Genomic DNA, 22,245 nt, shown 5'->3' with positions numbered 1-22,245 from the left:
ATAACAAATAAAGGGTAATCAGGTAAAAATGGGTATGATTATATTTTTTTGCTACTTAATACAATTCCACTCACTGCATATAAAATAGATGCTATATAAAAAATGGTGCCAATCGTAAAGAAATCTACTAAATATCCCGTTGCAATAACTGCTACTGCTCCTCCAACCGATGTCCACACATGATATTTTCCAATCTCATAACCAGCTTTTTTCTGTTCTACCTTTCGTGCTAACGATGTCTTCTCCGTATTACGCTGCACAGCACCTAAAATACCCATTAAAATTTGGAGAATGTATACATGCCAAACTTCTGTTGCAATAGGGAAAAAAAGCATTAATATAGCCATGGACCATGCGTATATAATTAATAACTTTCTATCACCTACCCTATCAGAGATTCTTCCAACTAACGGATATACTAGAGCTGAAGTTAAGGCAAATAAGCCGTACGCCCAGCCAAATTGCGAGAAACTATTTCCTACATTTCGAAGCAATAGTATATAAAAAGGAAATACCATACTACCTGCCATCATAATAATGCTTTGTGAGGCTACAAATCTTCTATATGTCATTTGCTATACTCCTTATAAAATAAATTCACAAACCTTTCCTCTGGGTCTACTTCCTTCTTCTTCTGAAGGAATTCTTCTATGCGAGGATACGCTTTCTTTAGTTGCTCCTTTTCCGGATAAGAATAATACGGTAAATAATAACTTCCATTATGCTTTAACGTAACATCAATCATCTTTTGAATGACCACTTTTGTTTTCTTTATTTCATCTTCAGAACGCCCTTGATTAATTAGAAGCACAAGCGCAAACATATCATCTTTCGCATAAGATAGCACCGCATTCTCATTCTTTTCTACATAGCGGATTGTAATGTTAAGAAGGTTTAATTCCTCTTCATTTAAAACGCTTCGCAAATCATCTATATACTCTGCAAAACCATCTATCGGTACAAAGTACTCTTGTAAAACTTCGGTCAAGTTTGGATTATCGTATTCCATAAAAGCACTATCAGATCTCATTACGTTATTTCGAGTTTCGTACTTACCATCTGTACGTTCAAAATAACTTCTTTGTATATCCCAAAATGCGCCCTTTCCCCAGTCACTATAACGTGATAACCCAAGTAAAAATTTCGGTGCAGCTATAATATTTTCTTCTTTTAATTTGCTGTACTCTCCCAGCTTCTGTTGATCTTCTGCCAGTACATAATCTGTTACATACATTTCTTTTAAAAATGAATTTGGGGCAACAGAAATACGTGCTAAATGCATACGTATATTCTCATCCCTTCGCACTTTATTCTTAAAGTATGAAGAGTATTCTTTATAATCTAGTACTTTCGTATGCGTTTCATACAATTCATCGTTTGTTAACTGTAGCGTCACATCTAAAATCACACCAAATAATCCATATCCCCCAATTACATATGGAAACAAGTCAGCATTTTCTTCTCTATTTACATTACGCACCGTACCATCTGCCATTAACAATCTGAACGACTCTACTGTATCAATCAATGCTTCATGACGAATATCACGCCCATGTACATTTACACTTAATGAACCACCAACAGTAAAAATATTTTGAGATTGCATCACTTGAACTGCAAGACCATATGGATTGATTTTCTTTTGAATGTCATTCCATGTGACACCGCTTTGCACCCTAATCCTCTTCTTCTCCGGATCGAATTCTAATATTTCATTATATCCTTTCATATCAAGCATCGTACCGTTCGGATAATACGTCTGTCCGCCTTGGCTATGTTGCATACCTGCAATAGAAATCTTCTCTCCAGAAACATTTGCATCTTGCACTAACTGTTTTAATGAACGTTCATCCTCAGCATTTTCAACACGTTTAATTTTCGTTGGAAGCAACTTCCCTACATCACTCATAATAGGATGATCCAGTTGCCCTTTGTATGTATATACAGATGTCGCGAGCAACACTGTATACGCTACAATAACAACTGCTATCTTTCTTTTTTTCAAATGGCACTCTCCTCTTCTAACGTTCTTCCTCTTCATATTGTACCTACTTTCCTACGAAGAAGGTATTAACAAAAAAGAGAGAGACCCTTTATTTTAGGTCCCTCCCTCATCAAGACTGTTACTTTGCTGCTGGCAGCTGTATTGGCTCAAACTTTTCGTACGATGTATATTTTGCATTCGTAATAATGTGTGCCTTATCCTTACCATTACTACTCATAATCATATCTATCTTCGCTGATTCATATTTAAAATCTTTTGTAATGATATATTCTGCATCCACTTCTTCTATCTTTGCGTTTTGTGCTTGTAGCATTTTCTTCTGCGTTTCATCCATGCTAGTTAACATACTTTCTGTTTCTTGCCCTTTTAATGTAAATTTCAGTTTATATTTATCTCCGCTTTTCTCCATCTTCATTTTATCTAAAACTACTGCTGGTACTTCTAACTTATCTATAATATCTTGAGTCGCTTTCATTCCACCAGCGTTTAATTGCTCCTCTGGTACGGTTATAACTTCTCCTGTATTAGGGTTTTTCACCTCACCAGCAACTTTACCATCCACTGTATACACTACAACATCTGTACCAGAAATATTCATTTCAGAACGAGAATTCTTTGTCTTTGGCTCTAATTGCATCTTAGCCTTTAATATATCCATCTCTGTTCCCTCAGCTTTTATCCCTACATCATATGTCATCGTTACATTTTCTTCATTTTTAAAAGCTTCGTTCGTTTTCTTGAAAACATCCTTCGCTGCTAATTCCTTTTCTTTTTGCATGGCTTCTTTTTTCGGTTCATCAGTCTTTGTTGTTTTCTCATTGCTACACCCTACCCCCAGACTGATTGCAAGCACTAAACTTGAAATAAAAATAGTTTTTTTCATAATGTCGCCCCCTTTCTCAAAATAATATCACCTCTTTTCCTACGAAATCTATATAATTTTTAATCTTTATTCGCTATATAGCGACATGTTTGATGAGAGTTTTAAATATGATGTAAATAACAACAACTCATTTCAGGAGGTCATTATGAAGGCGATCATTTGCACACAGTATGGACCACCTAACGTTCTTCATCTTCAAAATATAGAGAAACCTACACCTAAAAAGAACGAAGTATTAATTAAAATTCACGCAACAAGTGTAACGACTGGAGATTGTAGAATACGCGGCTTTAATAGCCCCCTCTTATTTTGGATTCCTATGCGGATCATATTAGGTTTCAGAAAACCGAGAAAACCTGTACTCGGCGTAGAGTTATCCGGTGAAATCGAGGAAGTAGGAACAGATGTAACTCAATTTAAAAAAGGTGATCCAATTTTTGCATTAACAGAACTAAACCTCGGTGGTTATGCCGAGTACACATGCGTACATGAAAGTGGATTAATAACATTAAAACCTACCAATGTGACGTATGAAGAAGCGGCAGTTATTCCTTTTGGTGGAACTTCAGCATTACATTTCCTGAGAAAGGGCCGTATAAAAAAAGGGCAACAAGTGCTCATATATGGTGCCTCCGGATCAGTAGGAACAGCTGCTGTACAACTTGCTAAATATTTCGGCGCGACCGTTACGGCTGTTTTTAGTAATTCAAATTTTGAACTCGTGCAATCTTTAGGAGCTGATAAAGTAATTGATTATACGAAAGAAGATTTTACTAAGCAAGGCAAATGCTACGATATTATATTTGATGCAGTTGGGAAGTATAAAAAATCCCTTTGTACAAATACATTAACACCCAATGGAAAATATGTATCTGTTAATGGAATGATGGCCAAGGTAAGTAAAGAGGATATGATTCTATTAAAAAAACTAGTCGAAACGGAAAAACTAAAGCCCGTTATTGATAGAACTTACCGATTAGAAGAAATTGCTGAAGCTCATATGTATGTGGAAAAGGGACATAAAAAAGGGAACGTTTCGATTACCTTAAAATAAAATATATTCAGAAAATAATATTGACAATTCTTTTTGTAAGATTTACTATTAGTACCATATTTAAAAACTACATACACATACTCTTATCAAGAGTGGCGGAGGGACTGGCCCGATGATGCCCGGCAACCGAGCTTAGAACGTATAAGCTAAGGTGCTAATTCCTGCAGAACGATTTTCGTTTTGGAAGATAAGAGAGGAACCTATTTCGTCTATTCGGCACCTCTCTTATTTTTGAGAGGTGCTTTTTATTTTGGAACGTATATTAAGGGGGAATTATAAATGAAAAAGGTATTATTAAGTATTGTAAGCGGAGCTGTATTATTGTTAGGTGCGTGTGGCGCTAATTCTGATAAAGAGGTAAAAGCATTAGATGAGAAAAAGATTACTGTCGGTGTAACAGGCGGACCGCATGAACAAATTTTTGAAAAGGTAAAAGAAGTGGCAGCAAAAGATGGTCTCGAAATTGATGTAAAGGTATTTAATGATTATGTAGCACCAAACGTATCTTTAGATGAAAAAAGCCTCGATGTAAATAGCTATCAAACTAAATCTTATTTAGACGTATTTAAAGCTGAACGCAACATGAAATTAACTGAAGTATTTTCCACAGTAACATTCCCTATGGGTGTATATTCTAAAAGCTTAAAAGATGTAAAAGAATTAAAAGAGGGCGATGCAATCGCTGTCCCAAATGATCCAACAAATGAGCTTCGTGCTTTAAAGCTATTTGAAAAAGCAGGTGTTTTAAAGGTTGATCCAAAAGCTACAGAAAAAGCGACTGCAAAAGATGTAATTGAAAACCCGAAAAATTTAAAGATTGTTGAATTAGAGGCATCTCAATTACCAACACAACTAAGTGAAGTAAAGGCAGCTGCAATTAATACAAACTTTGCATTAGGTGCAAAATTAAGCCCAGCGAAAGATTCTATTTTCCGCGAAGGAAAAGATTCACCATATGTGAATTGGGTCGTTGTTCGTACTGAAAATAAAGATGATGCTGTTGTTAATAAATTAAAGAAAGCTTATCAATCTAAAGAAGTAAAAGATTTCATTGAGAAAAAATTCGATGGTTCTGTTTTACCGTCTTGGTAGGAGCTGACTATAATGATTGAATTAAAAAATGTCTCCAAAGTATTTACAACAAAAAAAGGGAATGTTGAGGCTCTTAAATCAACTTCCCTTAAAGTAAAAAAGGGCGAAGTATTTGGAATCATCGGATATAGTGGCGCTGGTAAAAGTACATTAATCCGTTGTGTAAATTTATTAGAAAAACCAACGACAGGAGATATCATTGTAAATGAACAAGAGTTAACAACCTTATCGACGAAAGAACTCGCAAAGGCGAGAAAAAAGATCGGCATGATTTTTCAAGGATTCAATTTACTTAAAACCGTTACCGTTTATGAAAATATCGCACTACCCTTACGTCTATCTGGTCTTCCCAAAAATGAAATTGAAAAAAGGGTAGAAAAGTATTTACGCATTGTTGATCTCTTTAATAAAAAAGATGCCTATCCAAGTGAATTATCTGGTGGTCAAAAACAACGTGTAGCGATCGCTCGCGCACTATCTTATGAGCCTGAAGTTTTATTAAGTGATGAAGCAACGAGCGCATTAGATCCGGAAACGACCGATTCTATTCTTGATTTATTATTAAAGATCAACGAAGAAATCGGAATTACGATTTTGCTAATTACACACGAAATGAATGTCATCCAGCGTATTTGTGACCAAGTTGCTGTAATGGAACATGGGGCGGTAGTCGAAAGTGGAACCGTAAAAGATATTTTCACAAACCCACAACATGTAACAACGAAGAAATTTGTAAATAGCGCGTTTGCAGCTAAAATTCCAGAAGATGTGCAGAAAGAACTACAAAGCACCGGGGAAATCGTAACACTTTCATTTATAGGAACCGCTTCAGGAGAACCAGCGTTAGCTATCGCTACAAAACGTTTCCACGTATATCCGAATATTTTATCAGGCAATATTACGCAGTTAAAACATGAGGCATATGGGAAACTGACCGTTCATATGCAAGGTGAAAAAAGTGAAGTACACCGTGCCTTATCATTTTTACAAGAACAAGGGATCATCGTAGAAGGAGGTAGAACAGATTATGGGAAACAAGTCCTTTTTGGATGAGTGGGGTAACGTAATATGGGAAGCAACAATTCAAACATTTCAAATGACATCTATTTCACTACTTATCTCTATTCTTATTGCATTACCACTCGGCGTCACACTTGTTTTAACGAGACCTGGTGGACAGCGAGAAAATAAAATTATCTATCCTATTCTTAATACAGTTATTAATATCATTCGTTCTCTTCCGTTTATCATTCTATTATTCTTCATTTTACCTTTTACAAAGTTTCTAATGGGAACGTCCATTGGCGTGCAAGGTGTTATCGTACCACTTGTTGTCTTCACAGCCCCTTACATTGCCCGTTTAATGGAAACTGCTTTATTAGAAGTGGATCGCGGTGTCATTGAAGCATATCAAGCAATGGGGGTCTCTACTTTAAAAATCATTTGGCACGTTATGGTTAAAGAAGCTCGCCCGTCTCTCGTACTTGGATTAACAATCGCAACGATCGGCTTAATCGGTGCAACAGCAATGGCTGGACTTGTAGGTGCTGGCGGCCTTGGTGATTTAGCATATCGATTCGGACATTTACGCTACGAACCTGAAGTAATGTATGCAACAGTCTTTATTTTGATTATCCTCGTTCAAGGATTACAGTCTTTAGGGAATGGTGTTGCACGAAGATTGAAGAAAGATTAAAAAGAAGGTATCTCATTGAAATGAGATACCTTCTTTTTAATTATAAAATTATCTCTTAAATCCACCTTCTGAATGAATAACTTGCCCTGTAATCCATTCGGCTTCTTCGCTCACTAAAAACTTAATAAGTCTTGCTGCATCCTTTGGCTCACCAATTCTGCCGAAAGGAAACATCGGTCTTAATCCTTGCTTTATCTCCTCAGTCATCCATCCTGTACTAGTTGGACCTGGATTAATTGCATTCACTGTTATCCCTAAATGGGCCACTTCCGCTGACAACGTACTAGTAAGAGCGTCAATTGCTCCCTTCGTTGTTGCATACGCTAATTCTCCTGCCATAGGTCCTTTAAATTGTCCCGACGTCATATTCACAATTCTACCACCAGATTTCTTATCAAAACCTTGGGCAAATTGACTACTTAACAATGTAGTCGCACGAACATTTACCATGTAGTGCTTATCTAGTTCTTCAGCAGTCAAATTAGAGAAATCATTATTTGTAGAATATGCTGCATTATTAATTAATATATGGGGGTACCCTAATTGTTCAGTAACTTTATTTATAAGCTGATTTGATGCATCATTCTGAGTTAGATCTAACTCCATGCTCGATACTTTGACACCGTTTTGTATCAACTTTTCTTTTAATTGTATTTGTTCATTTTTATCAACGCCCCAAGGCATCTCTTTATCGTATTCTGTCCAATACGTAAAAAATATATCGTATCCAGCCTCTGCTAACTCGGTGCAAATAGCTGCTCCTATACCGTCTAGACGACTAACACCTGTAACAACAGCTACTTTATTTTTCAATTGATTCATCATATACTCCTCCAAGTTTAAAGGACGCATATTTTATATAAGAGATATAAATTTCCCCACATAGGCATCTACCCTTACAAAGGGGATGTACAAGCTAAATATGCAGTCCTTGAATGATTTACAGATAGCTAAATAAACCCTCACTTATGAGAGAAAAATTCATCTATCTAATTTCTAATCATTACAAGTTCGTACACATATCGAGTCTTTGTCCCCTTTCAATATATCTCTATTATTTACTCTAACAAAAAGATTCAATATTTAAAATAGAAAAGATAATCTTCTCTCTCTTTTGGCGGAAAAATATTGTAATTACCTATATAAGCTTTAACTATGTTTCTATTAAAAATAACCATTAAGATATCAAAATAATAAAAACAATCAGAAAAACACTGGTAAATACTGGTTCACTTTCTTATAATAAAACGTGGGGCTAATGTGAGAGATATAAAGGGTCTGATTATACAGACCCAACTGGTTTTAAACAAATAGGGGGAAGAAACATGTCAAAAAAATTACTTTCTTTATTTTCTACACTAATCGTAGCAGCTTTTGTAATAACTGGCTGTGGTCAAAGCGATACGACAAATAAAGAACAAAAAGAAGATGTAACGCAAGAAAACAAAACAGAAAAAACGGATACAACGAAAGAAAATAAACCTGAAGAAAAAAAATCCGAAGATAAAAAAGCTGAAGATAAAAAGCCTGAAAATACAGCTACTAGCTCAAGCGATTACTCTAAGCTGATTTCCTATATGGAAAAAGAAACAGGTGGTAAAACAAAAGTTCTTTTTGAAAATAAGGAACCACAAGTCTATAAAGCTGAAGATGTTTCAGTAACAATGAATGGTTATACATTAGTTGAATTAAATGGATTCCATACAAACTTCGACATTCCGTTTAATCGTCAAACAGAGGGCGGAGTTATTCTTGTGAACTACAGCGTAAAAAATAGTTCAGCTAAAGATATTTATTATATGCCAGCATTGGACATGTCATTTACTGGTGCTCAGAAAGCATATAGTAACTATAGAGATTTAATTCCAACAGAAGATCAGCTACCAACTAAGCTTGCTCCAACGAATGATTACTTAGTAAAAGCAGGAGAAACTATTTCTGGTTATATCGCTTATCCATTCGGAAAAGATGATCTAGCAAAAATTTCAAATCTCTCAACGGTCTCAGTCACAGTCCCAACTGCACAAGCTAATAAAGGAAAATTTGATGCTCCAATCGGAAGTCCTGGAAGCTTTTCATTAAGTTTAAACAAACAAGGTGCTGAAAAGGTTGCAACAGATAACACTTTCTACCAAGATAAAGCTACAGCTAATAACATGGGCGATAAAAAAATGTTAAAAGAGAAATCAAGTATTAATAACAGCCAAGAATTAGGCGCTGTTAATGTTACATTAGACGGATACCAATTCACTCAATTCACACCAAATTCCGTCGAAGCTCCACGCTTTGCAAATTTTAAAAACGGTCTTGTTCTGTTAACAGTAAAATTCAAGCTTGATAACAAAGATGCTCAAGACGTTTCACTATCTCCTATAAGCTCTACATTAAGAGTGAATGATGGTACACAATATACGATTAATGAAGGTATGCTATTAAATTACGACTATAACGCTGCAGTTAAAACTGGAACATCTGGAGAATTGCTGCAAGTATATATTTTAGATCAAGAGCAGTACGAAAAGATTTGGAAAGAAAAAAGCTTTGAGATTGAGTTAGGACCTATGAGAAATAAAGAAGCTAAAGATATTTCACAAGGTAAAAAAGTTAAATTTACATTACCTAAATAAATTACTAAGTATATATTAGAAAAGGCATATAACATATGATTGTTATATGCCTTTTTTATTTTATAAAAACACCATTTTTGTTCACACTTTATCCATTGTGAATTTATTCACAATGGATATATAATAAACATGTAAATACAATACATTGGAGGGATTTCAATGGTTATCAATTTTTTAAGAACTGATAAACGCGCTACTTTCATATTATTATTTTTACGACTTTACATAGGATATGCATGGCTCGCTGCTGGAATAGGAAAAGTTTTTGGACAGTCTTTTGATGCAAGTGGTTTTCTAAAAGGAGCTATCGCTCAAGCATCAGGTGACCACCCTGCAGTACAAGGTTGGTGGGCAGATTTTCTTCAACATTTTGTTCTTCCAAACGCAGACCTATTTAGCTTTTTAGTTCAATGGGGAGAAATTTTAGTAGGACTAGGTTTGATTTTAGGTGGATTAACAAAAACAGCTGCATTTTTCGGCATCATAATGAACCTTTCATTTTTATTAAGCGGAACTGTTAGTGTAAACCCAAACCTACTTATTTTAACTATGTTCATTTTAGTTGCAGGACAGAATGCTGGACGTATTGGATTAGATGGTTATGTTTTCCCAAAACTTTTCAAAAAAAATAACCGTGAAGCATATAAATTAAGTAAAACTGCATAAGAACAGTTCATCTTTTAAATATAAATAAGAAAAGAGCCTACATTCAGGCTCTTTTCTTATTTACACCAAAATATTTCACAGTTTGCCTTATCCGAAATGTTAAACTCAATCATATATAACCGGATAAATGTGTACGACTTTATTTCAAGCATCTAAAAAGCTTAAAGACTAAAACAAGCCATTATAAAACCCTAAAACCTTTCATACTTTCCCCAAGAATATAGTGTGAAAACCACATCAGATTCTGTTTCATAATAGCTACATTCATTCCCGGCTGATCAGGACTATATGCCATTCCTTTAAATATAATTAATTCTGTATCAACTTCCATGTCCCTTAATCCTTCATATAGTTCATGTGCGTTTAGAGTTGGAATTCTTGCATCCTTTTCGCCATGTTGGATTAAAGTGGGCGTACAGGCTGATTTAATATATGTCATTGGTGATGTTTTCTTATATATCTCTGGATCATTCCATGGAGTATTTCCTAAATACATTCTAATAAAGTAAGGGATATCTGTATTTACATAATGGGTACCCCAGTTAGTGATTCCGCCCCCAACTGAGATAGCTTTAAATCTATCACTATATGTAGAACAGAAAGCTGATATATATCCCCCGTTACTCCATCCCATAACCCCTACTCTATTTTTATCTGCAATCCCTTTTTCAACTAGTTTATCCACTCCAGATATAACATCCTCGTAGTCAGCAATCCCCTGTTTTCTATAGTTTGCTTTTAAGAATTCATTACCATAACCAGAACTTCCCCTGTAGTTTGGTTCTAAAACGATAAAGCCTTTTTCGATAAACTGCTCAATAGGATATTTTTCATTAAAACAATCTGAAAATATTGGGAAGGATGCCCAAGCCGGACCACCATGGATTACTACTAATAAGGGATATTTTTCATTTGTGTCAAACTCTACTGGAGTCGATAAAACACCCTCTATTTCAAGACCATCACTACTTTTCCATGAGATTATTTCCCTATTACTTTTAAGCTCTCCTTCAAAAAAGCTATTTTCATTCGTTATTTTTTTATCGTCTAAATAGATTTCAAAGGTTTCATTTGTAATAGCCTTATTATAGGATATATGATTTCCATCCCTTGTTATAGAAGCATCCATTATAAAGCCATCTACGTTTTCACTTAACATTTCTACAGTGCCATCCTCACATAGCAACCCAATAAGATAATTCGTTTTATCCTGCCATCTAATTAAAATCCCTTTAGCTGTCCACTGTAATGGCATAACCGTACTATCAAAATCTAGTAAAGGTCGAATTAGCTCTCCATTATTCATATCATAGATTTCTAATGTACTGTCTTGTATATGAGTCTTATAGTACTCCTTCTCCCTTATGCTTGCCGAGTAACATATTTTGCTGCCTTCAGGAGAAAAGCAAACGCTCCCTCCCAACAACTTATCTATATTCATCTTTTGTAGTTCTCCAGCTTCAATATCTAATATGTATAGATCACCATTCATATAATCGTTTAGGCTTGGTGTAGCTATAAATACAACCTTTTTCCCATCATTTGAAATATCAAAGTTATGTATATAAAAATCCTTACCCTCAGTTAATTGATAAACACCGCTAATCTCTCGTTCCCCTTTATCATTTTGTATCACTTTTTCTATTTCAATGTAATATAAACAATTATGCCGATGTTCCTTACCTACATGTTGGAAGTCCCCATATAGCTCTTTACGTTTCTTTATTCCCTCACATTCTTTTGACTGTGCCACATAATAAAAGCCTTTGCCACTAGGCTCCCATTTAAAATTACTGACCCCTTCTTTCTCATCAGTAATTTGAACCTCACTACAACCGTCTATTGACTTAACAAAGATCTGATTTTTATTAGCCCCTTCACCGCCTGGGCTAAGGTATGCAATAGTCTTGGAATCTGGAGACCATAATGGATGTGTACTATCTATATCTCCAGTTGTTAGTGGATAACTCTGCCCTTTATCTTTCTCATATATCCATACATGATTTCTATATGTATTGTCTTTCCAGTTAGCTGTCTTCTTAACAAATGCTACATTTTTGCCATCATCACTTATGTTTGTACCTGATAAGGTTGGTAACGAAATAATCTCTTCTATACTTAAATATGTTTTTTCTTTCACCTTCATTAATAAACCCCCTTGTAATGTCTAGTAATCTAATTTGTTCAATAAAGTGAAACTTTAATCAGTGGGTTTTTTCCATCAACGAATATTCGGAATAACAACAGAAAATTCAGTTAAACAAAAGTGGTTCCGTCCCAAATCCGATAAAAACTTATGTTGTCTGCCGGTTTTTATACTTTTTAAATCCTACTGACCAATCTAATGAGGGACCGTCTTGAATTTCAAGACAAGGCTGATAATCTCTCCCACTGCCAGTTCCTTTCCTCTCTTTAATCCACTTATCAATATTAGATGTTCTTTTTTTCGACACAAAAATGCCCCTTTAGATAATCATATCCAAAGGGGCAAAGCTTCACAACTTTTTTATAAACGTCGTGACTTTATTTTAAATTTACAATAATCTAGTTACTCTACCAATCTCCTACTCAACAGTAACAGATTTAGCTAAGTTACGTGGCTTATCAACGTCACATTCGCGGTGAAGCGCTGCGTAGTATGAGATAAGTTGGAATGGAATAACTGCTACTAGCGGTGCTAGTGCTTCGTGTACAGCTGGTAATACGAAGCTGTCACCTTCCATTTCTAAGCCTTTCATTGAGATGATACATGGGTTAGCTCCGCGTGCTACTACTTCTTTCACGTTACCACGAATTCCAAGGTTTACGTGCTCTTGTGTAGCAAGTGCGATAACTGGTGTACCGTTTTCGATTAAGGCAATTGTACCGTGTTTTAATTCTCCTCCAGCAAATCCTTCTGCTTGGATGTAAGAGATTTCTTTTAGTTTTAACGCACCTTCTAAACCTACGAAGAAGTCTACGCTACGTCCGATGAAGAAGCAGTTACGCGTTGTTGCTAAAAATTGTTTTGCTAATGCGTCCATTTCTTCTTTTTGATCACAAAGTTCTATCATTGCATTTGCTACAAGTCCTAATTCGTGTGTTAAATCAAAATCAAGAACTTCGCCTTTTGCTTTAGCAATGTCCGCAGCTAAAATTGAAAGTACCGCAAGCTGTGCTGTGTAAGCTTTCGTTGATGCAACTGCGATTTCTGGTCCCGCGTATAACGGAAGTGTATAATCAGCTTCACGAGAAAGCGTAGAACCAGGTACGTTTGTAATCGTTAATGCTTTATGACCCATTTCATTCGTTTGTACAAGTACTGCACGGCTATCAGCTGTTTCACCACTTTGTGAAATGTAAATGAAGAATGGTCTCTCTGTTAATAATGGCATGTTATAAGAAAATTCACTTGCTACATGCACTTCAACTGGCATTTTTGCAAACTTCTCGATAAATTGTTTTCCAACAAGACCTGCATGATAACTTGTTCCACATGCAATGATGTAAATACGATCGCTATCTAAAATTGCGTTACGGATATCTTCATTCAGTTCAATCTCGCCATTTTCATCTTGGTACTTTTGAATTATATTACGGATTACAAGTGGTTGCTCATCGATTTCTTTAAGCATGAAATGAGGGTATGTTCCTTTTTCAATATCACTTGCGTCTAATTCCGCTGTAAACGGTGCACGTTCAATCGTTTCACCTTGTAAGTTTTTAATTGTAATACTTTCTTTCGTTACGATTACGATTTCTTTATCCATTAACTCAATAAATTGATCTGTAACTTGTAACATCGCCATAGCGTCGCTCGCCACAACATTAAAGTTGTCACCAACACCTACTAATAGCGGGCTTTTGTTTTTAGCAACATAAATCATGTTTGGATTTTCAGCATCAAGTAATCCGATTGCATAAGAGCCATGTAAAAGAGATAGCGTATTACGGAACGCTTCTTCTACACTTAGTCCTGTGCTCACTTGTTGTTCCATAAGTTGCACGATAATTTCTGTATCTGTTTCACTTACGAACGTTACATCTTGTAAATATTCCTTTTTCACTAACTCATAGTTTTCAATTACACCGTTATGAACTAGTGTAAAGCGTTTTGATGTACTTTGATGCGGATGCGCGTTTAGTTTGCTTGGAACACCGTGTGTAGCCCAGCGTGTGTGACCGATTCCCACGCTTGCTGCTACGTTCTCTTCTACGACTTCGCGAAGTTTTGCAATACGGCCTTTTTCTTTGTATACAACAACACCGTTCTCTGCTTGTACTGCAATACCTGCTGAATCATATCCGCGATATTCTAGCTTTTCTAAACCTTTTAATAAAATTTCCTTTGCATCTTGCTCTCCAATAAATCCTACGATTCCACACATGTTTAGTCGCCGTTACAAATGCTTACACTGCTTTGCGAACATGTAACGACATAGTCCGATACCATTTATTTATATTAAAAAAACGGATTACATATTGCTAGCCCTGTAAGCTTGTAACGGCTTTCACCTTCCTCTCGATTGGGTTAAAGTCCGTATATACTTATACAGCTAGTATTCATCCGTTCCTTTTCTCTCATCACACTTTCACCTTTGTCCACTAAGTCACCTTAATGTTTTAAGTAAAAGATTGCGGTTATGATGAACAACCGGGAGTCATCCGCCGAAATCTCGATAAACTCCACCTCGTCAACTACACTACTTGTAGTTCTGGCGCTTTTATAATTTACAATATTTCCTTTGAGAAAAAGAACAAGACCATCGTATAACAAACAATATAAATCGTCAATGAATTTTTTTTCATTGTCTATAAAACATATGAAAAAGGAGCACTTTTTGTGCTCCTTTTAAATAAAACCAGCTAATTATTCAACGCCAACTTCAGCTTTCACAACTTCTACAATACGATGTACATACCCATCACAAATTTCTTGTGTCGGTGCTTCTGCCATTACACGAATAAGTGGTTCTGTTCCAGATGGACGAACAAGAATACGACCGTCTCCATTCATTTCTTCCTCTACAACACGAATAATTTCTTTAATTTTCTCATTTTCTAATGCTAGTTTTTTATCTGTTACACGAACGTTTACTAGTAATTGTGGGAATTTTGTCATCTCACCTGCAAGCTCAGATAATGGCTTTTTCGTCATTTTCATGATGTTTACAAGTTGAAGTGCACTTAACATTCCATCACCAGTTGTAATGTAATCAAGTAAGATAATATGACCTGATTGTTCTCCGCCCAGGTTATATCCACCACGTTTCATCTCTTCCATTACGTAGCGATCACCAACTGCTGTTTTATCACTTGTAATACCGTTTGCTTCAAGCGCTTTGTAGAAACCTAAGTTACTCATAACTGTTGAAACAACTGTATTATGTTTCAATTGACCAGTTTCTTTCATATACTTCGCGCAAATAAACATAATTTGATCGCCATCAACGATGTTTCCTTTTTCGTCTACTGCGATTAAACGGTCTCCGTCACCATCAAAAGCAAGACCAATGTCAGCACCTTTTTCTTTTACTAATTCAGCTAACACTTCTGGATGCGTAGAACCTACTCCAGCGTTAATATTCATACCGTTCGGTGAAGTTCCCATTGTTGAAATATCAGCTTCTAAATCTGCAAATAAATATGGAGCTAAAGAAGATGTAGCACCATGTGCACAATCTAAAGCAATATGTAAACCAGAGAAATCTTCCTCTACAGTTTGTTTAATGTATTGTAAATATTTTTGTCCACCTTCAAAGTAATCACTCACTTGTCCAAGGTTAGTACCTGTTGGACGTGGTAGCTCATCAACTTCTTTGTCTAATAACGCTTCAATTTCTGCTTCTTGCTCATCTGTTAATTTAAATCCATCTGAACCGAAGAACTTAATTCCATTATCTTGTACTGGGTTATGGGATGCAGAGATCATAACACCTGCTTGCGCCCCTAAAGCTTTTGTTAAATAAGCCACACCTGGTGTAGAAATAACACCAAGGCGCATTACTTCCGCTCCAGTTGATAATAGGCCTGCTACTAAAGCTCCTTCTAGCATATGTCCAGATACACGTGTATCACGGCCAATAATTACTTTTGGACGATCTGTATCTTTTGTTAATACATAGCCGCCAAAACGTCCTATTTTAAAAGCTAATTCAGGTGTTAATTCCTTATTTGCAACCCCACGTACTCCGTCTGTACCAAAATATTTACCCATTATTATTCGCTCCTTTTTCGTGCTCTTTTTGATTATCTACTGTTGGTTCTTGGCTTGGTTCTTGGCCATTTTCTTTTTCTTTTTCTTTGTCTTTTTCTTTGTCTTTTTCTTTGTCTTTTTCTTTTTCTTTTTCTTTTTCCTGATCCTTTTCTGGATCTGGTTCAGGATTTTTTGGTTTTTCAGTTTGATTTTCTTGATTGTTTTTTGAATCTGGTTGTTCAATATTACCCTGTACTTCTTTATCCGGCTTTTCTTTCTTCACAATTGTGACTTTAGCACTTTTTTGTTTTGCTTCTATCGAAATATTACCAGGACCACTCACTTGAATAGAAACATCTTTCGTCCCCGGAGATACATTTTGCAGATTAATCGCCGCTGTTATTTGAGCAGCTGTTATTTTATCTACTATACTTGCTTCTCCTGAAATATCAACGCTTATCTTTCCATCTTGTGGCGAAAGTAGCTGCGCAGTAACATCATTCGGAATTCCACTTTTTTGAATCGGGATACCATCAATAGTTTTACTTTTCGTTTGTTTTACCTTTTGTACCCCTACGGAAACCTTCACTTGATTTGGTTTTGCACTTGTTACACCTTTTGGCAATAAAACAGAGGCATCGAATGTTGTAGAATCCGTCAATTGACTAAAATCTACCTCGACCCCCTCTATAGATTGTATATTATCCAAAATGTCTTTTGGACCTGCTATCGTTACTTCTCTTGGCTCAACGCTAATATTTGTAACAGTCAATCCTTCTGGCAAACTCCCCTTTTTCGTATACGTCACAGGAACAGTTTTTTCAGTATTATTGGCCGTAGCTTGCGTCGCCACATTCAATGTTACACTAATTTTAGATGGACTCGTTCTTACATTTAAACGTTTTCCTTCTTTATTGTATAATGTAACTTCGGCTGTTTTTGTAACAGTTTTATTAACACCTTTTAAATCAATATACGCCTTAGCAGATGAAATACTTTCAATTTCTTCTTTCGTCCCAACTACCTCAACAGTATCAGGTTTAATGTTTGATTTTTCGAGAGTAGAACCCGCTGGCATTTGATCCTCATTTGATAATTTTAAGTCTACATGAACGTATTTTCTCGCTTTTTCATGTAGAGTAATTTTAATTGTTGATGGCTGAACTGTTCCTTTCACATCATCTGGAAGCCCGTTCGTTTTCAAAGAAACTTCATAAGTTCCTTTTTCGCTATCTCTCAAATCAACTGGTATATCAAATTGTTTTTTTGCTTTTGCTGTAGCAACTGCTGATTTTGGACCTTCCAACTTCACCTTGACTCCACCTGATGGAATACCACTTACAATATATTTCTCTTCATCATACTTAAGGGTAATATGATAATCAGTTAATGTTTCTTTCGTTTCATTTACGAAAGGTAATATACTCGATGTCGTATTTTTTTCAGTTAAAGTTGCTGACATGAAAAGCATACACGCCAATAGTAATGAGATTCCTTTTAAAAACCAATGATTCTCCATTAACTTATCCATGACGCTTTCTCCTCCAATTCCATAAAGACGAAGAAGTCGTTTTTTCATTCCCACTAAATTCTGCTAACAACATGTCCTTCAGCTGTTCTGTCTTCAAATCACGATGTAACTTCCCGTTTTTCGTTAAAGAAATTTGGCCTGTTTCTTCCGACACAACTACTGTAATACTATCAGTGACTTCACTAACTCCCATTGCAGCGCGATGCCTAGTTCCTAACTCCTTAGAAATAAATGGGCTTTCTGATAACGGAAGGTAACATGCTGCTGCTTTAATTGTACTTCCCTGCATAATTACTGCTCCATCATGAAGAGGGGTATTAGGGATAAAAATATTAATGAGTAATTCCGATGACACATTTGCATTTAGCGGAATACCCGTTTCTACATAATCATCCACCCCAGTCTCTTTTGACAAAGTAATTAGTGCACCAATTCTACGTTTTCCCATATATTCCGTTGCTTTCGCTATCGCTGTTGCAACAATTTCAGGTTCATCGTCCTCGTGAGTTCCCACACGCGAAAATAAGCTACCCCGTCCTAGCTGCTCAAGTGCTCTTCTCAATTCTGGCTGGAAGATAATAATAACGGCTAAAAATCCCCACGTTAATACTTGTTCCGTTAGCCAATATAGCGTATGCAATTCAAGTAAAATACTAATCATCCGGACGACAATAATAACTGTAATACCTTTTAAAAGTTGCACAGCCTTCGTGCCCCGAATTATAAGAATTAGCTTATATATAATAAACCATACAACAGCAATATCTAATGCCGTACTAAGATATTTCAAAATGGTCGTATCTTCAAAAGGCATGCTAACCCTTCCTCCTACTTACGAGCAATTCTATCCATATATTGAAATATTATTTTATGCTCTATCTGTATGTATTTCCAACAACTAGTTAATTATACCATACATGAACCAAACGACAATTACAAACGCCCCCCTTTAGCTTAAATTGGTAAGATGTCAAACTTTCTTATCCTACAGTATAATATAAGTCATTATTATACGCCTATTTTCAAATAAAAAAAGCAACTTCTCAGTTGCTTTTCTTACATTTATTTTAGTTTTTCACCGAATAAAGAACCCATTAAAGCAACCGCTGTTGTTGCTGTTCTATTTCTCTCATCTAAAATCGTATTTACTTCAACAAATTCAGCAGATGTAACAATATCAGCTTCTGCTAACATTTCCATCGCTAGGTGGCTTTCACGATACGATAAACCACCAATTACAGGCGTCCCAACTCCTGGTGCATCATGAGGATCAAGACCATCTAAATCTAATGATAAATGAACACCGTCAGTATGAGATAAGTAAGCAATTGTTTCTTCCATAACAGCCGTCATACCCATACGATCAATTTCATGCATTGAAAATACTTTAATGCCTTCATTACGAATAAAGTCTTTTTCCCCTTCATCTAATGCACGTGCACCTATAATTACAACGTTCTCTTTTTTTACTTTCGGGTATGCCCCGTATAAATCTACAAGTGAAGAATGTCCATAACCTAAACTTGCAGCAAGTGACATACCGTGAATATTTCCAGATGGTGATGTTTCTTCTGTATTTAAATCACCGTGTGCATCATACCAAATAACACCTAAATTTTTATAATGTTTCGCCACACCAGCTAGCGTACCGATAGCAATACTATGATCACCGCCTAATACAAGTGGAAAACGGCCTTCTTCTATAATATGATCAACCTTAGTCGCTAGTTCATTACATACAGTTGCAACTTGAGTAAGGTTTCGTAACTTTGTATTTTCATCTACTTCTTTTTCTCTCTCTATACATATATCTCCCATATCTTTTACGTCATATCCAATTTGTTCAATTCTTTCAACTACCCCTGCATAACGGATCGCGCTTGGTCCCATATCAACCCCGCGACGCATCTGTCCTAAATCCATTGGAACTCCAATAACTGAGATTTCTTTTTTCATAGATAGTATCCCCCTTTTATGCCTTCACTAAATATTTTAAATCTTTTATATAGTCTGACTCAACTCGACATTTTTCTGCATGGATATACATTTTATTCACTTATATTTACGTTGGACTCCCGATTTTTAAACTATTCTATGTATAAAGTTAACTTAATGAACCAACTAACTTTTCTATCAGCTAATATTTTTATCCGTGCCTTTCTCCATCAATACCTAGAATTACACAAAATATCCTCAAATAACTGAATTTAAAAAACACTTCTACACTTAGAAGCTTTTTTCTGATGCTAGTTTCCACACTGCTGCAATATTTTTTGCTGTCATTTCGATATTCTCTTCTGCCGCTTTATATGCTTCTTCTAATGTCATTGGGCTAGCCGTAATACTAAACACTGCATCAATTCCCTTTTCGTAAACAGTCGTATAATTCGAGGATACAGATCCACCAATAGCAATTACAGGAATATGACGACATTTCGCCCGCTTCGCGACACCAACAGGAGCTTTTCCATAAGCTGTTTGTTCATCTATCCTTCCCTCACCAGTTACAATAAGATCGGCACCCTCTATACACTTATCAAAATTTGTATAATCTAATACAATTTCAATCCCTTTTCTTAGCTGTCCCTTTAATACTGCAACGACAGCGGCTCCCATTCCTCCAGCTGCCCCTGCACCAGGTATTAGGGACACATCAAAAGATACGTACTGTTTAAGTATATTAGCATAATGTTTTAAATTCCCGTCTAGCTCTTTCATCATCTCTACATTCGCACCCTTTTGTCTCCCAAATACAAAAGATGCTCCCTTTGGTCCAACTAATGGATTGTCGACATCACATGCTGCTTCTAGCTTTATATCCTTCAAACGTGTATCCATACGAGAAAGGTTAAGAGCAGTAATCAAATGTAATGTTCCTCCAGAGGGCTCAATTACTTCACCTTTCCTATTAATAAACTCTACGCCTAAAGCAGACAACATACCTGCCCCACCATCATTTGTAGCACTTCCTCCAAGCCCTAAAATAATGTGTTTAGCTCCTTGATCTAATGCATGTAATATCAGTTCACCTGTCCCTTTTGTCGTTGTAATAAGTGGGTTTCTCTTTTCAATTGGAACATGTTGTAATCCTGATGCTGCCGCCATTTCAATAAATGCTGTCTCCTTATCCTTAGACATACCATAATAGGCTTGCACACTCTCCCCAAGCGGCCCTGTCACATTAAGTGATATAATTCCCCCCATTGTAGCACCAACAAGAGATTCGACCGTTCCTTCACCTCCATCTCCAATTGGTACTTTAACGTACTCTGCTTTAGGAAAAACTGCTGCAAAGCCCCTTTCAATAGCTTCACATACCTCTATAGCTTTCAGGCTTTCTTTATATGAATCCGATGCAATGACAACTTTCATAATTATCCCCCCTTATTCAATCCCTTTTTTTCATTTTAAACGATATACGGAAAAGTTTCCTTTTTGAGTGGAATTTAAACACAAAAAAAGCTTACATCATTTGATGTAAGCTTTTCCTATTTATATGGAGCCTAGCGGGATCGAACCGCTGACCTCCTGCGTGCAAGGCAGGCGCTCTCCCAGCTGAGCTAAGGCCCCTTAGTAATTAAGCGGAAGACGGGATTCGAACCCGCGACCCCAACCTTGGCAAGGTTGTATTCTACCACTGAACTACTTCCGCGAAAATGGTGAGCCATGAAGGATTCGAACCTTCGACCCTCTGATTAAAAGTCAGATGCTCTACCAACTGAGCTAATGGCTCGTAAATGGCTGGGCTAGCTGGATTCGAACCAGCGCATGACGGAGTCAAAGTCCGTTGCCTTACCGCTTGGCTATAGCCCATTAATATTTACTAGTATGGTTATCTTTTCAAAAAAATAAACCCTCTCAGGTTATTTTAAAGAAAATGGTGGAGGGGGGCAGATTCGAACTGCCGAACCCAAAGGAGCGGATTTACAGTCCGCCGCGTTTAGCCACTTCGCTACCCCTCCGACATTTAAAAATATATGGTGGAGGATGACGGGATCGAACCGCCGACCCCCTGCTTGTAAGGCAGGTGCTCTCCCAGCTGAGCTAATCCTCCAAAAGTGGTGACCCGTACGGGATTCGAACCCGTGTTACCGCCGTGAAAGGGCGGTGTCTTAACCACTTGACCAACGGGCCAAAAAAAAACAAAACTTTTCCCAAGCTTCCAACCGGGCTTGAACCGGTGACCTCTTCCTTACCATGGAAGTACTCTACCAGCTGAGCTATGGAAGCATAATGGCTCCGCAGGTAGGAATCGAACCTACGACCGATCGGTTAACAGCCGATAGCTCTACCGCTGAGCTACTGCGGAATAATATAAGCCTGGCAACGTCCTACTCTCACAGGGACAAGGTCCCAACTACCATCGGCGCTAGAGAGCTTAACTTCCGTGTTCGGTATGGGAACGGGTGTGACCTCTCTGCCATCATTACCAGACTTTTATCATTATACACATTCTTTTGAGAATGTCCAAAGGAATTTTAAATATATATTCCTTCAAAACTAGATAACATTAGCT

General features: G+C 36.6%; 18 protein-coding genes, 9 tRNA genes, 1 rRNA gene, 1 pseudogene and 1 riboswitch. Of the genes and pseudogenes, 6 read left to right on the top strand and 23 right to left on the bottom strand.

The genetic code is table 11. From position 1 onward, the window contains the following. Positions 1 to 38: 38 nt before the first annotated feature. From B5P40_RS27485 to B5P40_RS27475, 3 genes are all read right to left on the bottom strand, one after another. Entirely contained in the window at positions 39 to 572 is a 534-nt protein-coding gene (locus B5P40_RS27485) for an MFS transporter (RefSeq protein WP_012260185.1), read from the bottom strand. Beyond that, positions 569 to 2,005 (bottom strand): FAD-binding oxidoreductase, encoded by a 1,437-nt coding sequence (locus B5P40_RS27480; protein WP_002191719.1) that lies wholly within the window; start codon positions 2,003 to 2,005, stop codon positions 569 to 571. The genes B5P40_RS27485 and B5P40_RS27480 overlap by 4 nt, the downstream gene beginning before the upstream one ends. 118 nt (positions 2,006 to 2,123) lie before the next feature. Next, positions 2,124 to 2,888, bottom strand: coding sequence for a DUF6612 family protein (locus tag B5P40_RS27475; RefSeq protein ID WP_002191718.1), 765 nt, complete (start codon positions 2,886 to 2,888; stop codon positions 2,124 to 2,126). A 145-nt stretch (positions 2,889 to 3,033) separates the two neighbouring features. Between B5P40_RS27475 and B5P40_RS27470 the strand changes: the two genes are divergently transcribed. The 4 genes from B5P40_RS27470 to B5P40_RS27455 all read left to right on the top strand — a co-directional run bounded on the left by B5P40_RS27470 (position 3,034) and on the right by B5P40_RS27455 (position 6,730). Further along, positions 3,034 to 3,942: an NAD(P)-dependent alcohol dehydrogenase gene (locus B5P40_RS27470; RefSeq protein WP_113710239.1), complete on the top strand. Its 909-nt coding sequence runs from the start codon at positions 3,034 to 3,036 to the stop codon at positions 3,940 to 3,942. Positions 3,943 to 4,022: 80 nt separating this feature from the next. Beyond that, positions 4,023 to 4,136, top strand: a riboswitch (SAM riboswitch). Between the two features lie 85 nt (positions 4,137 to 4,221). Then, the gene (locus B5P40_RS27465) at positions 4,222 to 5,034 is read left to right on the top strand and encodes a MetQ/NlpA family ABC transporter substrate-binding protein (protein WP_000756967.1); all 813 of its coding nucleotides are present in this window, start codon (positions 4,222 to 4,224) and stop codon (positions 5,032 to 5,034) included. Positions 5,035 to 5,046: 12 nt separating this feature from the next. Then, positions 5,047 to 6,087 (top strand): methionine ABC transporter ATP-binding protein, encoded by a 1,041-nt coding sequence (locus tag B5P40_RS27460; RefSeq protein ID WP_113710238.1) that lies wholly within the window; start codon positions 5,047 to 5,049, stop codon positions 6,085 to 6,087. After that, positions 6,062 to 6,730 carry a methionine ABC transporter permease gene (locus B5P40_RS27455; protein WP_002124718.1) on the top strand — a complete coding sequence of 223 codons (669 nt, stop codon included), beginning with the start codon at positions 6,062 to 6,064 and terminating at the stop codon, positions 6,728 to 6,730. The genes B5P40_RS27460 and B5P40_RS27455 overlap by 26 nt, the downstream gene beginning before the upstream one ends. A 48-nt stretch (positions 6,731 to 6,778) precedes the next feature. Here the strand turns inward: B5P40_RS27455 and B5P40_RS27450 are convergent, their stop codons facing one another. Continuing rightward, entirely contained in the window at positions 6,779 to 7,555 is a 777-nt protein-coding gene (locus B5P40_RS27450) for an SDR family oxidoreductase (protein WP_002124715.1), read from the bottom strand. Positions 7,556 to 8,055: 500 nt separating this feature from the next. On the opposite strand from B5P40_RS27450, the gene B5P40_RS34460 reads away from it, so the two are divergent. Both B5P40_RS34460 and B5P40_RS27440 read left to right on the top strand, forming a co-directional pair. Beyond that, complete coding sequence (locus B5P40_RS34460; protein WP_002191716.1) at positions 8,056 to 9,357, top strand: DUF5068 domain-containing protein; 1,302 nt, start codon at positions 8,056 to 8,058, stop codon at positions 9,355 to 9,357. 159 nt (positions 9,358 to 9,516) lie between these two features. Further along, a complete protein-coding gene (locus B5P40_RS27440) occupies positions 9,517 to 10,023 on the top strand; it encodes a DoxX family membrane protein (protein WP_000236347.1) in 507 nt (168 codons plus the stop codon). Positions 10,024 to 10,204: 181 nt separating this feature from the next. Here the strand turns inward: B5P40_RS27440 and B5P40_RS27435 are convergent, their stop codons facing one another. The 19 genes and pseudogenes from B5P40_RS27435 to rrf all read right to left on the bottom strand — a co-directional run bounded on the left by B5P40_RS27435 (position 10,205) and on the right by rrf (position 22,163). Then, positions 10,205 to 12,169 carry a S9 family peptidase gene (locus B5P40_RS27435; protein WP_113710237.1) on the bottom strand — a complete coding sequence of 655 codons (1,965 nt, stop codon included), beginning with the start codon at positions 12,167 to 12,169 and terminating at the stop codon, positions 10,205 to 10,207. 148 nt (positions 12,170 to 12,317) lie between these two features. Further along, positions 12,318 to 12,476 carry a hypothetical protein gene (locus tag B5P40_RS27430; protein ID WP_232301892.1) on the bottom strand — a complete coding sequence of 53 codons (159 nt, stop codon included), beginning with the start codon at positions 12,474 to 12,476 and terminating at the stop codon, positions 12,318 to 12,320. 111 nt (positions 12,477 to 12,587) lie between these two features. Next, on the bottom strand, positions 12,588 to 14,390 hold the full coding sequence (gene glmS / locus B5P40_RS27425; protein WP_002029375.1) for a glutamine--fructose-6-phosphate transaminase (isomerizing): 1,803 nt from the start codon (positions 14,388 to 14,390) through the stop codon (positions 12,588 to 12,590). A gap of 12 nt (positions 14,391 to 14,402) precedes the next feature. Continuing rightward, positions 14,403 to 14,587: pseudogene (locus tag B5P40_RS34455) on the bottom strand (hypothetical protein). 285 nt (positions 14,588 to 14,872) lie between these two features. Beyond that, on the bottom strand, positions 14,873 to 16,219 hold the full coding sequence (gene glmM, locus B5P40_RS27420) for a phosphoglucosamine mutase (protein ID WP_002091472.1): 1,347 nt from the start codon (positions 16,217 to 16,219) through the stop codon (positions 14,873 to 14,875). Further along, positions 16,212 to 17,729: a CdaR family protein gene (locus B5P40_RS27415; RefSeq protein WP_113710236.1), complete on the bottom strand. Its 1,518-nt coding sequence runs from the start codon at positions 17,727 to 17,729 to the stop codon at positions 16,212 to 16,214. The genes glmM and B5P40_RS27415 overlap by 8 nt, the downstream gene beginning before the upstream one ends. Further along, positions 17,722 to 18,543, bottom strand: coding sequence for a diadenylate cyclase CdaA (gene cdaA, locus B5P40_RS27410; RefSeq protein WP_002191712.1), 822 nt, complete (start codon positions 18,541 to 18,543; stop codon positions 17,722 to 17,724). The genes B5P40_RS27415 and cdaA overlap by 8 nt, the downstream gene beginning before the upstream one ends. A gap of 248 nt (positions 18,544 to 18,791) precedes the next feature. Continuing rightward, entirely contained in the window at positions 18,792 to 19,685 is an 894-nt protein-coding gene (gene rocF / locus B5P40_RS27405) for an arginase (RefSeq protein WP_002009861.1), read from the bottom strand. 270 nt (positions 19,686 to 19,955) lie between these two features. After that, positions 19,956 to 21,101 carry a glycerate kinase gene (locus tag B5P40_RS27400; protein ID WP_113710235.1) on the bottom strand — a complete coding sequence of 382 codons (1,146 nt, stop codon included), beginning with the start codon at positions 21,099 to 21,101 and terminating at the stop codon, positions 19,956 to 19,958. A 125-nt stretch (positions 21,102 to 21,226) separates the two neighbouring features. After that, positions 21,227 to 21,299, bottom strand: a tRNA-Ala gene (locus B5P40_RS27395). A gap of 10 nt (positions 21,300 to 21,309) precedes the next feature. Beyond that, positions 21,310 to 21,381: transfer RNA gene (locus tag B5P40_RS27390), tRNA-Gly, on the bottom strand. Positions 21,382 to 21,386: 5 nt separating this feature from the next. Further along, positions 21,387 to 21,462 (bottom strand) — tRNA-Lys (locus B5P40_RS27385). A gap of 5 nt (positions 21,463 to 21,467) precedes the next feature. Next, positions 21,468 to 21,542 (bottom strand) — tRNA-Gln (locus tag B5P40_RS27380). A gap of 65 nt (positions 21,543 to 21,607) precedes the next feature. Further along, positions 21,608 to 21,691: transfer RNA gene (locus tag B5P40_RS27375), tRNA-Tyr, on the bottom strand. Between the two features lie 16 nt (positions 21,692 to 21,707). Then, positions 21,708 to 21,783, bottom strand: a tRNA-Val gene (locus B5P40_RS27370). 5 nt (positions 21,784 to 21,788) lie between these two features. Beyond that, a tRNA-Glu gene (locus B5P40_RS27365) sits at positions 21,789 to 21,863 on the bottom strand. A gap of 23 nt (positions 21,864 to 21,886) precedes the next feature. After that, positions 21,887 to 21,959, bottom strand: a tRNA-Thr gene (locus B5P40_RS27360). Between the two features lie 4 nt (positions 21,960 to 21,963). Continuing rightward, positions 21,964 to 22,038: transfer RNA gene (locus tag B5P40_RS27355), tRNA-Asn, on the bottom strand. 9 nt (positions 22,039 to 22,047) lie between these two features. Next, positions 22,048 to 22,163, bottom strand: a 5S ribosomal RNA gene (gene rrf / locus B5P40_RS27350). Positions 22,164 to 22,245: the final 82 nt, after the last annotated feature.

Source organism: Bacillus sp. SRB_8, from assembly GCF_003264205.1.
In the GTDB taxonomy this organism is placed as follows: Bacteria; Bacillota; Bacilli; order Bacillales; family Bacillaceae_G; genus Bacillus_A; species Bacillus_A mycoides.
This window is presented reverse-complemented; position numbering and strand designations above follow the sequence as displayed.